This is a genomic window from Paenibacillus sp. S02 (genome assembly GCF_019454065.1).
In the GTDB taxonomy this organism is placed as follows: Bacteria; Bacillota; Bacilli; order Paenibacillales; family Paenibacillaceae; genus Paenibacillus; species Paenibacillus polymyxa_B.
The window spans coordinates 908,622-920,958 of sequence record NZ_CP073682.1 but is presented as its reverse complement, the minus strand read 5'-3'; the positions used below and the strand labels follow the sequence as shown (position 1 = coordinate 920,958).

The following is a 12,337-nucleotide window of genomic DNA, read 5'->3' as shown; positions in this document are numbered from 1 at the left end:
GATAATTATTATCAACTTGATACATAATAGCATGTTTCTATGACATTGCAAGCCAAAAACTGTTCCCCCTTAGGAGGAACAGTTTTTGAATATATCTATATGATTTTACTGCACAAATGACTCCAAACGGGCCTCTCTTTAGTACGTAGGCCAGCCTGCCGAATCCCATTTCAAATCACTAATCAGAAGCTTTGGATTTCCACCATCAGTAGCATCATAGGCATGACGTGCAATCACACTGTTGTTATAGACAGATTGTCCACCCGGTCCCTTCCAACGGTCATTCCCTGCATCCAGTATCGTTCCACCCCCATCCATCAGGCTTTTGCCGCTCTTGTCCACATACGGTCCAGTAATACTAGTAGAGCGACCGTAAATAATCTTATAATTACTGTCTACGCCTTTGCAGCAGTTATCAATGGAAGCAAACAGATAATAATAGCCGTCGCGGTATGTAACATGTGGCGCTTCCAAACCACCAGCCGTACGCTTGGCGATAGAATAGATCTGGCCCGTAGGCTTCATCGTATTCTTGTCCAATCGAGTCACTTTCAAGCCTGAATTCCATGAACCAAAGGAAAGCCAAGGGTTACCGGAAGCGTCAATGACGAGATTTGGATCAATGGCATTATAATCGTTAGCATCCGTCGTACGCAGCACTAGTCCATCATCTCTCCAGCTCCCCGCGCCAATGCTCGTTGCGGAAGCTAGTCCGATAGCCGAGGTCCGGGCACCAAAAGTAGAAATGGAATAGTACAGCCATACCCGTCCATTATACTTTTGAGCATCCGGTGCCCATACATCGTTAGTCTTTTGCTTAGGTACATACGATTTCCACCATGATGGCGGTGACAGGAATATTTGCGGCAATCTGTAAAAATTGCGTCCGTCATCCGATCTTTGAACCTGTATCCCCTGCCCTGTGGAGAAAATATACCATGCGTTGCCTTCCTTCGTAATGGACGGATCATGCACTGCCACATCGCCAGTTAACGCCCAATGCTCTGCGGATGCAGATGGCATCACTGACAGCATTAAAGCAGCCGAGGTTACGGCAGCAAACGCCGTTCGGGTCAATTTACTCTGTACTGATTTTTTCCATGCTTTCAACATTCTTTCGCACCTCCGAATGAGTATCTTATAATGAAATTCAGGTGACACACCTATTACATTAGTGTTTATACTTATGAAGTTACCCATATATTAACCTATCACATTCAGTTTTGTAAACGCTTTATTTCAAATAAAAAGAAATTAATAAACTACGCATAACACTATATACACGAGGATTTGCAAAATCCTGATACAAAAAAGGAGCCCGTAGGCTCCTTTTCAAATTAACATATTAAATAGATTTTCGTTTTTGTTCAGTTCCGTATATTTAAGCCCCTTGCGGTTCATTCGTTCAATTAAAGGAAGATAGTCTTCCTTGTGGAACAGCTCAATGCCGACCAGAGCTGGTCCATTTTCCTTATCATTCTTTTTCGTATATTCAAACCTAGTAATATCGTCGTCTGGTCCAAGCACATCCTGTAGAAACTCACGCAGTGCCCCAGCTCTTTGCGGGAAATTCACCATAAAATAATGCTTCAGTCCTTCATAAATTAGGGACCGTTCCTTAATCTCCTGCATTCGATCTATATCGTTGTTACCACCGCTGACGATACAGACAACCGTTTTGCCTTGAATCTGCTCGCGATACAGATCAAGTGCTGCAACAGGCAGTGAACCCGCAGGCTCCACAACAATCGCATTTTCATTATACAGCTCCAGAATCGCGGTACATGCTTTGCCTTCCGGTACCTTTACAATATCGTCCAAGGTATGTTTACAAATATCGTATGTCAGCTGACCGACACGCTTCACTGCAGCTCCGTCAACAAACTTGTCTATTTGATCCAGTGTAACCACCTTGTGCAAACGCATCGCTTCCGTCATCGACGCCGCGCCGAGGGGTTCCACGCCAATTACCTTGGTGGACGGACTCACGGTTTTAACATACGTACCTACACCTGCCGCCAAACCGCCGCCGCCAATCGTTACGAACACATAGTCCATAGGTGTATCTAGGCTCTCCATCACTTCCATCGCAATCGTACCATTGCCCGCAATAATTTTCGGCTGATCGAACGGATGGATGAAGGTCATTGCCTGCTCGCTGCACACCTTCATGGCCTCGTCATAGGCATCGTCAAACGTGTCTCCGGTCAAAATGACCTCTACACTGTTACCGCCAAAGCGACGAACCTGCTTGACCTTCTGATTGGGCGTTGTACTCGGCATAAATATTTTACCGTGGATACCAAGTGCATTACATGAAAAAGCCACACCTTGCGCATGATTCCCCGCACTCGCACACACGATTCCTTTTTCCATTTGCGCAGGGGTCAAGCTGCGGATCATGTTGTAAGCTCCACGGATTTTAAAGGACCGCACGACTTGGAGATCCTCTCTTTTCAGATACACATTACAGTTATATTTGGCCGATAGGACGGCATCCCTCTGTAAAGGTGTACGTACAATCACCTCACGCAGCATATGATGCGCCCGTACAATATCCTCCATGCCAACGGTTGACGCCATGGTCGGGTCAGTTTTCTGGGTTTCTGTTGGTTCCATAGGTTCTCCACGCTCCGCCTGAATATTTCTGTATTTGAGCATTTTGCATAAATCCCAAGAGCGATTTCAAATCAGCAATATACAGATCGAAACGGTTTAGTTCGTCTATATATTGTACTTTTGAGCGTCAGGAATCGAATTATGCAAAGTGCTGTATTTGAAATCTTTCAAATATCATACCACGTTTACCCATAGCTTGTGCAGATGATAGTCATGAAAATGAGAATGAAAATCAATCGAATCTAAAAAAAGGCAGACCGGGACAATGCCCGATCAGCCTTTTCTGACGTTGCATATTTCTTGTATTCCATTGCTCTATTTAATACCTTTCCGATTATCCTTTTACTCCGCCTGCCGTCATCCCTTCAATAAAGTAACGCTGGAAGAACAGGAACACGACGAGAATCGGTAAAATAGCCAAAACGGATCCCGCGATCAGCACATCATAATTGTTGCCATACGGCGTCAGCAGACTGGACAAACCAATCGGTAGTGTCAGCATGTCATTGGTACGCAATACAATCATCGGCCACAGGAAGTTATTCCAACTGTTCATCGCCTGCAAAATAGCCATTGCCGCAAATGCAGGCGCCATCAGAGGCATCATAATCCGTACGAAAATGCCATATTCTGAACAGCCGTCAACCCGCGCAGCATCCATGAAGTCCTTGGGAACACCACTCAAATATTGACGGAAGAAAAAGATCGGGATCGGCGCGACGACGAAGGGTAGAATTACGCCCCATACTGTATTAATTAGCTTCATGCCAATCATTAGCTTGTAGAGCGGCAGCATGATAATTTCTACCGGGATCATCATCACGACCAGTACCAGTGTGAAAATCACATTTTTCAATCTAAAACGGTACATCTCCAGACCGTAGCCTACCATCGCGGACAATATCAGACATAACACCGTAAACAAGACGGTAATGACAATACTGTTCCAGTACCATTGAAAATAATCCGTCGTCCCCTGAAAGATGAACGCATAGTTTTTCAAGGACATGATGCCCCACTCCAGCTTAAGATTCAACCCGTAGCGCAGCAGCTCCGTCGATGGCTTGAACGAGGCAAGCGTCACGGCAAATAGCGGAAACAGGGCAAACCCGGCAAATAGAATGAACAGGACAACGAGCAATGCGGATAACGAGCCTTTTTGTTTCTGAGCCATCGCTTAATCCTCCTTCCGGAACATGCCGAAAAATTTGAGCTGGATCAGGTTCAGCACGAGTGTAAATACGAGCAATACAATGCCTACCGCAGCTCCAAAGCCCATACTGTTCTGCTCCAGACCTTGGCGATAGAGATAGCCAACAATCGTTAAACCAATATCGTTCGGGGAGTTATTTCCGTTCCACAGCATATAGCTCTCCGTGAACATGGATAACCCCGCATAAATGCTAATCGTAAATACGTAGATCGTCACTGGTTTCATCATAGGAATCGTAATCCGCCAAAATGAATCGAAACGACTGGCTCCATCAATCTGCGCAGCTTCATACAACTCGGGAGGAATGTTCTGGAGTCCCGACATGTAATACAGCATGTTCACGCCTAACCATCTCCACAAGGCCAGCACGATCAACGCTAAAAAGCCGGTGTTCGCGTTCATTAGCCATTTGTAAGGCTCCAGACCGAATACCCCCAACAGGGAGTTCATCAGAGAACCATCCAATTCCCCGAACATGAGGCGGAAGATCGTTCCTGCTACCACCACCGAGGTTAGTGCAGGTATAAACATCACGGAGCGAAACACCCCTCTGCCCGGCATTTTAGGCGAATTCAGCAATACCGCCAATACCAGCGGCAGAGGAATCAGCACGACCAGTGTAAGCAGCGTGTACAGGACGCTATTCAATATCGCCTTTCCAAACGTAGGATTGATTAAGTCCTTATAATTCTCCAGTCCAACATAAGTTGTTATCCCTGGTAGGACTTCCTGAAAGCTCATAATGACCGTCGAGATGACCGGATAGGCAAAAAATAGCGCAAAGGACAGTAAAAATGGAAGGACAAACACATACGGTGCCGTACGGCTGGAATGAATAAAGCGACTCCATCGGCTTCTGGTCGGACGCTGAGGTTGTGGCGGCTGACCTGTCGGTACATTAGCGTTCGTATGAACGGGCGTTGCCATGAATCTCACTCCCTTTCCTGTTGGGGTCTATCTCAGTTCATCTGCCAGCTCATGTAGCACCGTGGCTGGATCTTCGCCATTCTGTAGTGTCCGATAAAGTATTTTATTGCGCACAGCACTGGCGATATCAGGCGTTTTCGGTCCGATATGCACCGCATTGATTTCATCTTTGACTTCGATGAGCGTGTCAAAAATATTCGTTCCGAAATACTCCGTAAATTTATTCTTGGCTTTGGCTTCCGGCAATGTCCACACTTCACTACGGATGGGATCAAAACCAAGCTGCTTCCAGATCTCCACATTCCCTTGCTTGGATAGCTTGGCAAAGGCCAGAAAGCGCATCGCCAGATCCTGGTGCTCTGATTGGTTCGTGACTACCGTTCCAGTTCCACCCATACCCGCTGAGCGATAACCGCCTTTTTCCCACGCCGGCATAGGTCTGATGATAATTTTACCTTTCAGGTCAGGCATGTAATCCGTAAAACGTCCCATGTACCACATCGGCATCCATACCGAAGCGGCCCCACCTTTGTTCATAAATCCGTAGTATTCCTCCATGTGATGCCCGCCGCCTGGAGCGGGAATAGCGATTTTATCTTTTACCATCTGTTGAAGAAACTCGAGTGTTTTAATATTGGTTTCGTTATCCAACGTCAACTCGCCCTTGTCATCCAGAAAATCTGAATTTTGCTGGGAGATCATCGGCCAATAGCTCCATAGGTCATTCGTTTCTAAGGTCGCCATGGGCTTGCCTGTTTTCGCCAGTACTTGCTTGCCTGCAGCAGCATAGTCTGCCCAGGTGACGATGGAATCCGGGTTTACCCCCGCCTGATCCATAATCTCTTTATTGTAATACATCACTTCGGCCCCAACGTGGAAGTCAATGCCGTAATATTTACCGTCTTTGCCGTAAATCTGTACTCTGGAGGGCACAATGTTATTGATCTCGGGGTCAATCACCGGATTGAGCGGGACCAGCTGCGGTATGCCTTTGAGAAAATTACCAATCTTGTTCACCTCGATATCCGCGATATCCGGCGCTCCCACCCCCGATTGCAGCGCAATCGACAGCTTACTGTGATGGTTATCATAAGGAAATGTATTCGCTTTCAAATTAATCAATTCATCAGGGTGCTGTTGGTTCCATTGGTCAGCCATTTGCAGAAAAAACTTCTCATGCAGTTCATTAAACGTCCATAATACAAGTTCTGTTCCCGGCCCATCCTTTTCATCGGTCTTGAAAGAACAGCCTTGCAGCAGTCCAGCCATCAAAACCACCGCCATAAGCATCAAAGCCATGCGTTTTCTTCGCAGCAGCATATCCTTCCCCCTTCGCATGATGAAATCCTAATTCGTAAATGATTGCGCTTTCTTTTATTATTTAACATCAACACAAATTAGTTTACAACAACATTATTTATAAAATATTTATTTTCAACGCAGATTAGCGTCTCCTTTGCATTATAGGGGGAAAATGAATTGAATGAGGCTATGATGATTTTTGCATAAAAAAGAGGCCCCACTCGAATTGAAACTCGAAGTTGGGCCTCGCTTTTTTAACTACTCTTGGGAATGGGCTGCTTCGTCCTTCACTTCTTCCCGAAATGATCTAATACTTTCTTTACGACGATTATTTTTTTCTTCGATCTGCTTACGCTCCTCGTTGCTGATTTCAGAGGAAAATTCGTTTAGATATCCTTCAGCTTCATGCAGGTTCTGCTGTGTGTTCTGAATACTTTGTTGCAAATGTTCAACATTATCGGCTCGATTATCTGGTTTTGCCATTCGTTTGTCGCCTCCTAATAATGGGGTCGCTCAGTAGAGCGCTAATCCGTAGCTTGATCGCTATCGGAGTATTTTATGCATTAAAATGCTCCCCAAACCACTTTCCTGCGGCTTCGGCTTCAGTCCGAGTCAATTGATGACCATTGCGTTCCCAATATGCTTCCACCTGCGCTCCAGCCCCTTCCAATAATGCTTGCAGCTCCTGAGATTCCGAAATCGGAACAATCGGATCATTCTCACCGGAAGACAAAAATATAGGGATACCATTCAAAGCGGGCAAATCCAGCCCACGCAACGGCACCATTGCATGGTGTAAAATAGCTCCACGTAACGCTTTTGCATCGTGAAAGAGCATGCTGGCGGCTATGTTTGCACCATTGGAATAGCCAAGAGCCACCACGTTATTACGATCAAAATCGTATTGCTCTGCAGCTGTGTCCACAAATTCGCTCAGTTCTTTGGTGCGAAATACGAGATCCTCAATGTCGAACACTCCTTCTGCCAAACGGCGAAAGAAACGCGGCATCCCATTTTCCAGCACATTTCCTCTCACGCCTAATACAGAAGCTCCCGGTGCTACCATCTCAGCCAAAGGTATCAGGTCTTGTTCGTTCCCGCCTGTACCATGCAACAGCAAAATAACCGGGGCTTGCGGATGATTTCCTTTACGAAATACGTGTTTCATTTATATTTCCTCCTCATTTTTCTTTAAATTAAGATTCTTATTTTTAGTATAAATTAATTATAGCCAACTTCGCTGCCTTTTACAAACCTAATTAGTCTGGTCTACATCTTTTTTCTAAAATGATGCCTTGTTCCATTGACATGTAGTATAGCTCTATTTTACTATGGTGTTAGATATTTAGAATATTATCTAAATATCTAAAGGAGGAAATGTATTTTGAACGATGCCTTCAAAGCTTTGGCTGATCCGACCCGGCGTACAATCTTACAGCTTTTAAAGGAGAAAAGTATGAGCGCAGGTGAAGTGGCTGAACATTTTCAAATTAGTAAGCCCAGCATCTCCCACCATCTCAATATCCTGAAGCAGGCTGGGCTGGTGCTGGATGAACGACAGGGGCAAAACATTATCTACACCCTGCATACAACGGTTGTGGCAGATGTCATCGGTTGGATGTTCAGCATCGCCCACTCCGATACCCCTGCCCAGAAAAATGTGAATCATATCAAGGATACGGAGGGATCTGAATGAAATTGCGAACACCTTGGGGCTTTACGGATGTTTTGACGACTTTGATTGCCTTATCACCCGCTATAGGTGCTATACTGCTGTACGACCGACTTCCCAATGTTCTAGCCTCGCATTTTGGCTTTGACAATACTGCAGACGGGTATATGAGCAAAAGTGGTTCTATTATCATGCTCGTGCTGTTGGGTCTAGTACCGCTGGTCATCCGATTGGCACGCTACATGGACCCCAACAGAGCTAATTATGAGAAATTTTCAAAAGCCTATGAAGTTACGCGTGCAGGTATTTCTTTGGTTCTCGCTGTGGCTGGATGGGGGATGCTGCTGTATAACCTGAACATACGACTGCAAATGAATACTATAATTTTGGGGGTAATAGGCCTGCTGCTGCTGGTGATGGGTAATTATATGACTCAGGTGCAGCCGAACTATACCTTCGGTATCCGTACTCCGTGGACTCTGTCTAACCCGGAGGTATGGCGTAAAACGCACCGTTTCGGTGGACCTATGATGATGCTCGGTGGTGCTTCGGGTTTGGTGGCGGCATGGGTCGATGGAGTGGCGGGAACGGTCATTTTTCTATCCGTGCTGATCATATCCGTCATCTCTCCCATACTCTATTCTCTCTTGTTGTATCGTAAGCTAAACCAGTAAGCAGACAAAGCCAAACCTGAACCTAAAAAAGAAACCTCCCAATCCACGATAAACGTAGAATAGGAGGTTCTTTGTACATTAAATTTTAATATTAGAACAACAGCTTATCGGGATGCGTGCCTACACGCTCATCAAGATGAAGACCATTGATTCGTTCAATATCCTCAGTCGTCAATTCAAAATCGAATAAATCAGCATTTTCGCGAATACGATGCGCGGTTACAGATTTGGGAATCGTCACAATCCCCCGATCCAGATGCCAACGCAAAATAACCTGCGAAGAGGTTTTACCGTATTTGGCAGCAATCTCAACGATGTCCGCTTGCTCGGTTAATTTCCCCTTCATCAGCGGACTCCACGATTCAAGCTGAATCTGGTGCTCCCGGCAGTATTGATGCAGCTCTTGTTGAGTCAGACGAGGGTGAAGCTCCACTTGGTTGATGACAGGAACCATGTTGCTGTCTTTGAGGAGGTCTTCGAGATGGTGAACTTGGAAGTTACTAACTCCGATAGCGCGCACGCTTCCTTCTTCATACAGTCGTTCGAATGCCTTCCAGGTTTCCTTGTACTTATCCTTGCCAGGCCAATGAATGAGATACAGATCAATGATATCCAGACCCAGCCGCTTACGGCTTTCCTCAAAGGCACGCAGTGTTGAATCGTAGCCTTGATCCTGATTCCATAGCTTGGTAGTTACAAACAGATTTTCTCTAGCCGCTCCACTATCACGAATGGCTCGTCCAACCAGTTCCTCGTTGCCGTAGATCGCCGCTGTATCAATGTGACGGTAACCGACCTCAATAGCTGTTTTGACCGCTTCGTAGACCTCATTGCCTTCCGCCTTGTAAGTGCCGAAACCAAGCCAAGGCATCTGAACTCCGTTATTCAGTACAGTTGTATCCGCAATGTTCCCCATGTCTATTCCTCCTGTTCCTGATTATGAATTATCCAACGGGATGATTACAGTTTAGTTGCATCCTGAAAAGCATTCACTTGAAGCGGAGCAGCCAACAATTCTTTAGCCGCAGCAACAAATGCTTGGAAATGGGCAGAATTATTATGGAAATCTACAGCAGCAGCATCTTTCCACTCTTCAACCATCGTAAATGCGTTGGGATCATTCAGATCCTGCATTAACGTGTAACGTACATTGCCTTCTTCAGCTTGGGATGCGCTGATCAGCCCTTGGGTTTGTTGCAGAAAAGTCTCTCTTTTTTCAGGTAAAACTTTCATATCGGCATGAATAATAATCATATTATGTTCCTCCTCGTATTATGTAACTATTTCTATTATAGACCATTCTTTCGACAGAATAAAAGTGCGGGCGTTTCTGTAATACAGTAAAATGGATCGTATGGGGGAGAAGATCGGCTGATCCGTTCCTCCTATATTTTGTTTAACGGCGGTGAAGGCATGTGCGTTTTCAGACAAAACTAATGGTATTTATATCCCTTTTAGTACTGGTAGTTACCGGGTTGTTGGGATTATCCTTTCGATATATGATCACCTCCGCTCTATACGATGAAATCGGAAAAAGGGCGCTAACCGTCGCCAATACCCTCGCCGTAGATGCACAGGTCAGAGACGCTCTGGAGCAGACCGAGACGACGCAATTGCGTTCGCGTATCAACGAGGCCATAAAGCCCGTCCAAGCCAGCAGCGGCGCTGATTTTATTACTATTGCTGATCGTCATCTCATCCGGCAGTGGCATGTAAACCCGGAACGCATCGGCACGCCTATGATAGACCCCATGAATGATAAGGTACTGCAAGGGCAGTCCTTTATCACTGAATCGACAGGCTCTCTTGGACCCTCACTACGCGCCAAAACTGCCGTTTATGATCAGCAAGGTAAGGCCATCGGGCTCGTCTCTGTAGGTTTTTTAATGACAGATGTGCAGCAAAATATTCGTACATACACATATGCGTGGCTCTGGTTTATGGTGGGCGCGCTGATGATCGGCATATTGGGAAGCCTGGTTATAGCACAACGGGTTCGACGCGCACTGCATGGACTGGAGCCAGTGGAGATCGGACGGCTGTACCAGGAAAAGCAAGCCATTATTGAGTCCATCGGCGAAGGGATTATCGCGGTTAATAGTCACGGACAAATCACACTTGCCAATCCACAGGCGGCTCGTTTGATCGGACTCCCCCCGGAAACCTCTATATACGGATGCGACCTTCGTCACTTGACGGGTGTCCCGGATGTACTGGCTGATATGCTTGTTGCAGATTACACAGTAGAGCATTCAATGATGGGGCCAGAACAGGGACAGCTCGTATGGAATGAGGAAATTGAGGTCCAGCAGCGAATTGTAGTCGTCAGCCGTGTGCCGATCCAGGATCGATCCGGTCGCATCATGGGCACGGTTGCCAGTCTGCGTGACAAGACCGAACTGCTCCACATGACACAACAGTTGACAGAGGTCAAAGATTACGCGGAAGTACTGCGATCACAAACACACGAATACGCCAATCGGCTGTATCTCATATCCGGCCTGATTCAGTTGGAGTGTTATGACGAAGCGGTGGACTTTATCACCCAGGAATCAGAGGAATATCGTGTACACAGACCGATTGCTACTGCTCTCCTGCCCGATTCAATCATCGCCAGCCTACTGATCGGTAAGAAGAAACAGGCGCTGGAAAAAGGGATATTACTCCATTCTGATATTAAAGGAGCATTCTCAACCCAGTCTCCTACGTTGGAGTGGTCGCTTCTCGCTGCCATGGCTGGAAACCTGCTGGATAACGCCATGGAAGCTGTCGCGATGCCCTCCATCCCTGAAGGACAGGTCTGGTTCCGGCTTGAAGAAACGACTGAAGCCATCATCGTCGAAGTTGCGGATAACGGATCGGGAATTTCGGACGATATCCAAGAAAAGCTGTTTGTCAGGGGAGCTTCGACCAAAGCAGAAGCAGGACATGGATATGGCCTTGCTCTCGTGCTGGAGTACACTGAACGAATGGACGGCTCTATAGAAGTGCATGAACGGCCTGGTGGTGGAAGTATTTTTGAGGTATACATTCCTTTACATAGGACAGATATGAGTAATGATGCAAAAGGAGGTTATGCCCATGAGTGAGCGGGTTTTATCGGACATTGAGGTTCTTATTATTGAAGACGATCCGCGAATTGCGGAGATTAACCGCCGATTTATTGAAAAGGTAGACGGGTTCACCGTATGTGCAATCGCCACGAACGAATTTGAGGCAAAACTTCAACTGGACGTGCTCCGTCCTCCTCTGGTCGTGCTGGATGTTTATTTTCCTGATACAGATGGTCTAACCCTGCTATCGTTCATCAAGCAACACTATCCGGGTACAGATGTTATTATGCTGACTGCCGCCAAAGAAGCTGAAACAGTGGTACAAGCCGTTCGAGCAGGCGTGTTTGATTTTATCGTAAAGCCGCTTATATTCGAGAGATTGCGTGCGACCTTGGAGGAATATGCCCGATTTCGGCGACAAGTTACAACATGGCAAGAGGAACAATCCACGGTGGAGCAATCGGAAATTGACAGTTTGCTTCAAAGCGCGGGCACCGGTCGGATGGCGGGGAACGGAGAACTATGGGCCAAAGGCATCGATAAAGTAACTTGCGACAAAGTGCTAGATCTCCTGAATCGACGGGGTGAGGTGACTACAGGTACAGTGGGAATTGAGCTGGGTATGAGCCGTTCTACAGCCAGAAGGTACCTGGAGTATTTAGTGGAAAGTGGCGACGCGCACCACGATCAGGTGTATGGAACCGTCGGCAGACCGGAGCGTATCTATCGCCGACAGCGGGGAGATGTATAAACCACCCAACTCTGATGTCCTGGTACTTCCCCCTCCTCCTATTCATAATTTTAATAAATTTAATTCACTTAATCGACCAAAACGGTTTAAATGACCACATTATTTACGTCCTCCTTCCCGATTGCT

At 46.4% G+C, this 12,337-nt stretch carries 13 protein-coding genes; 4 read left to right on the top strand and 9 right to left on the bottom strand.

Going from position 1 to position 12,337, the window contains the following annotated elements:
* Positions 1–138: 138 nt before the first annotated feature.
* The 7 genes from abnA to KAI36_RS04125 all read right to left on the bottom strand — a co-directional run bounded on the left by abnA (position 139) and on the right by KAI36_RS04125 (position 7,229).
* Complete coding sequence (gene abnA / locus KAI36_RS04155; protein WP_023987074.1) at positions 139–1,113, bottom strand: arabinan endo-1,5-alpha-L-arabinosidase AbnA; 975 nt, start codon at positions 1,111–1,113, stop codon at positions 139–141.
* A 219-nt stretch (positions 1,114–1,332) separates the two neighbouring features.
* The gene (gene ilvA / locus KAI36_RS04150) at positions 1,333–2,619 is read right to left on the bottom strand and encodes a threonine ammonia-lyase IlvA (protein ID WP_103744831.1); all 1,287 of its coding nucleotides are present in this window, start codon (positions 2,617–2,619) and stop codon (positions 1,333–1,335) included.
* Positions 2,620–2,953: 334 nt separating this feature from the next.
* Positions 2,954–3,793 carry a carbohydrate ABC transporter permease gene (locus KAI36_RS04145; RefSeq protein WP_023987072.1) on the bottom strand — a complete coding sequence of 280 codons (840 nt, stop codon included), beginning with the start codon at positions 3,791–3,793 and terminating at the stop codon, positions 2,954–2,956.
* 3 nt (positions 3,794–3,796) lie between these two features.
* Positions 3,797–4,759: a carbohydrate ABC transporter permease gene (locus tag KAI36_RS04140; RefSeq protein ID WP_220027028.1), complete on the bottom strand. Its 963-nt coding sequence runs from the start codon at positions 4,757–4,759 to the stop codon at positions 3,797–3,799.
* Between the two features lie 27 nt (positions 4,760–4,786).
* A complete protein-coding gene (locus KAI36_RS04135) occupies positions 4,787–6,079 on the bottom strand; it encodes an ABC transporter substrate-binding protein (RefSeq protein WP_025721179.1) in 1,293 nt (430 codons plus the stop codon).
* 240 nt (positions 6,080–6,319) lie between these two features.
* Entirely contained in the window at positions 6,320–6,544 is a 225-nt protein-coding gene (gene tlp, locus KAI36_RS04130; RefSeq protein ID WP_013308822.1) for a small acid-soluble spore protein Tlp, read from the bottom strand.
* Between the two features lie 73 nt (positions 6,545–6,617).
* Positions 6,618–7,229, bottom strand: a complete 612-nt coding sequence (locus KAI36_RS04125) for an alpha/beta hydrolase (RefSeq protein WP_103744829.1) — start codon at positions 7,227–7,229, stop codon at positions 6,618–6,620.
* Between the two features lie 216 nt (positions 7,230–7,445).
* Between KAI36_RS04125 and KAI36_RS04120 the strand changes: the two genes are divergently transcribed.
* Positions 7,446–7,757 (top strand): autorepressor SdpR family transcription factor, encoded by a 312-nt coding sequence (locus KAI36_RS04120; RefSeq protein WP_013308820.1) that lies wholly within the window; start codon positions 7,446–7,448, stop codon positions 7,755–7,757.
* Positions 7,754–8,407 carry an SdpI family protein gene (locus tag KAI36_RS04115; RefSeq protein WP_028541994.1) on the top strand — a complete coding sequence of 218 codons (654 nt, stop codon included), beginning with the start codon at positions 7,754–7,756 and terminating at the stop codon, positions 8,405–8,407. Before KAI36_RS04120 ends, KAI36_RS04115 begins: the two co-directional genes overlap by 4 nt.
* A gap of 91 nt (positions 8,408–8,498) precedes the next feature.
* On the opposite strand, the gene KAI36_RS04110 is transcribed toward KAI36_RS04115, so the two are convergent.
* Together KAI36_RS04110 and KAI36_RS04105 are read right to left on the bottom strand one after the other, a co-directional pair.
* A complete protein-coding gene (locus tag KAI36_RS04110) occupies positions 8,499–9,323 on the bottom strand; it encodes an aldo/keto reductase (protein ID WP_220027027.1) in 825 nt (274 codons plus the stop codon).
* A 44-nt stretch (positions 9,324–9,367) separates the two neighbouring features.
* Positions 9,368–9,661, bottom strand: coding sequence for a putative quinol monooxygenase (locus tag KAI36_RS04105; RefSeq protein WP_013308817.1), 294 nt, complete (start codon positions 9,659–9,661; stop codon positions 9,368–9,370).
* Between the two features lie 182 nt (positions 9,662–9,843).
* Between KAI36_RS04105 and KAI36_RS04100 the strand changes: the two genes are divergently transcribed.
* Together KAI36_RS04100 and KAI36_RS04095 are read left to right on the top strand one after the other, a co-directional pair.
* Positions 9,844–11,496, top strand: a complete 1,653-nt coding sequence (locus KAI36_RS04100) for an ATP-binding protein (protein WP_481856506.1) — start codon at positions 9,844–9,846, stop codon at positions 11,494–11,496.
* Positions 11,489–12,211: a response regulator gene (locus tag KAI36_RS04095; protein ID WP_220027025.1), complete on the top strand. Its 723-nt coding sequence runs from the start codon at positions 11,489–11,491 to the stop codon at positions 12,209–12,211. Before KAI36_RS04100 ends, KAI36_RS04095 begins: the two co-directional genes overlap by 8 nt.
* The last annotated feature ends 126 nt before the right edge of the window (positions 12,212–12,337 follow it).

Coding starts and splice junctions, on each gene's coding strand:
- KAI36_RS04105 (WP_013308817.1), bottom strand. CDS start 9,661: ATGATTATTATTCATGCCGATATGAAAGTTTTACCTGAAAAAAGAGAG.
- ilvA (WP_103744831.1), bottom strand. CDS start 2,619: ATGGAACCAACAGAAACCCAGAAAACTGACCCGACCATGGCGTCAACC.
- KAI36_RS04095 (WP_220027025.1), top strand. CDS start 11,489: ATGAGTGAGCGGGTTTTATCGGACATTGAGGTTCTTATTATTGAAGAC.
- KAI36_RS04110 (WP_220027027.1), bottom strand. CDS start 9,323: ATGGGGAACATTGCGGATACAACTGTACTGAATAACGGAGTTCAGATG.
- KAI36_RS04135 (WP_025721179.1), bottom strand. CDS start 6,079: ATGCTGCTGCGAAGAAAACGCATGGCTTTGATGCTTATGGCGGTGGTT.
- abnA (WP_023987074.1), bottom strand. CDS start 1,113: ATGTTGAAAGCATGGAAAAAATCAGTACAGAGTAAATTGACCCGAACG.
- tlp (WP_013308822.1), bottom strand. CDS start 6,544: ATGGCAAAACCAGATAATCGAGCCGATAATGTTGAACATTTGCAACAA.
- KAI36_RS04140 (WP_220027028.1), bottom strand. CDS start 4,759: ATGGCAACGCCCGTTCATACGAACGCTAATGTACCGACAGGTCAGCCG.
- KAI36_RS04125 (WP_103744829.1), bottom strand. CDS start 7,229: ATGAAACACGTATTTCGTAAAGGAAATCATCCGCAAGCCCCGGTTATT.
- KAI36_RS04145 (WP_023987072.1), bottom strand. CDS start 3,793: ATGGCTCAGAAACAAAAAGGCTCGTTATCCGCATTGCTCGTTGTCCTG.
- KAI36_RS04100 (WP_481856506.1), top strand. CDS start 9,844: ATGGTATTTATATCCCTTTTAGTACTGGTAGTTACCGGGTTGTTGGGA.
- KAI36_RS04115 (WP_028541994.1), top strand. CDS start 7,754: ATGAAATTGCGAACACCTTGGGGCTTTACGGATGTTTTGACGACTTTG.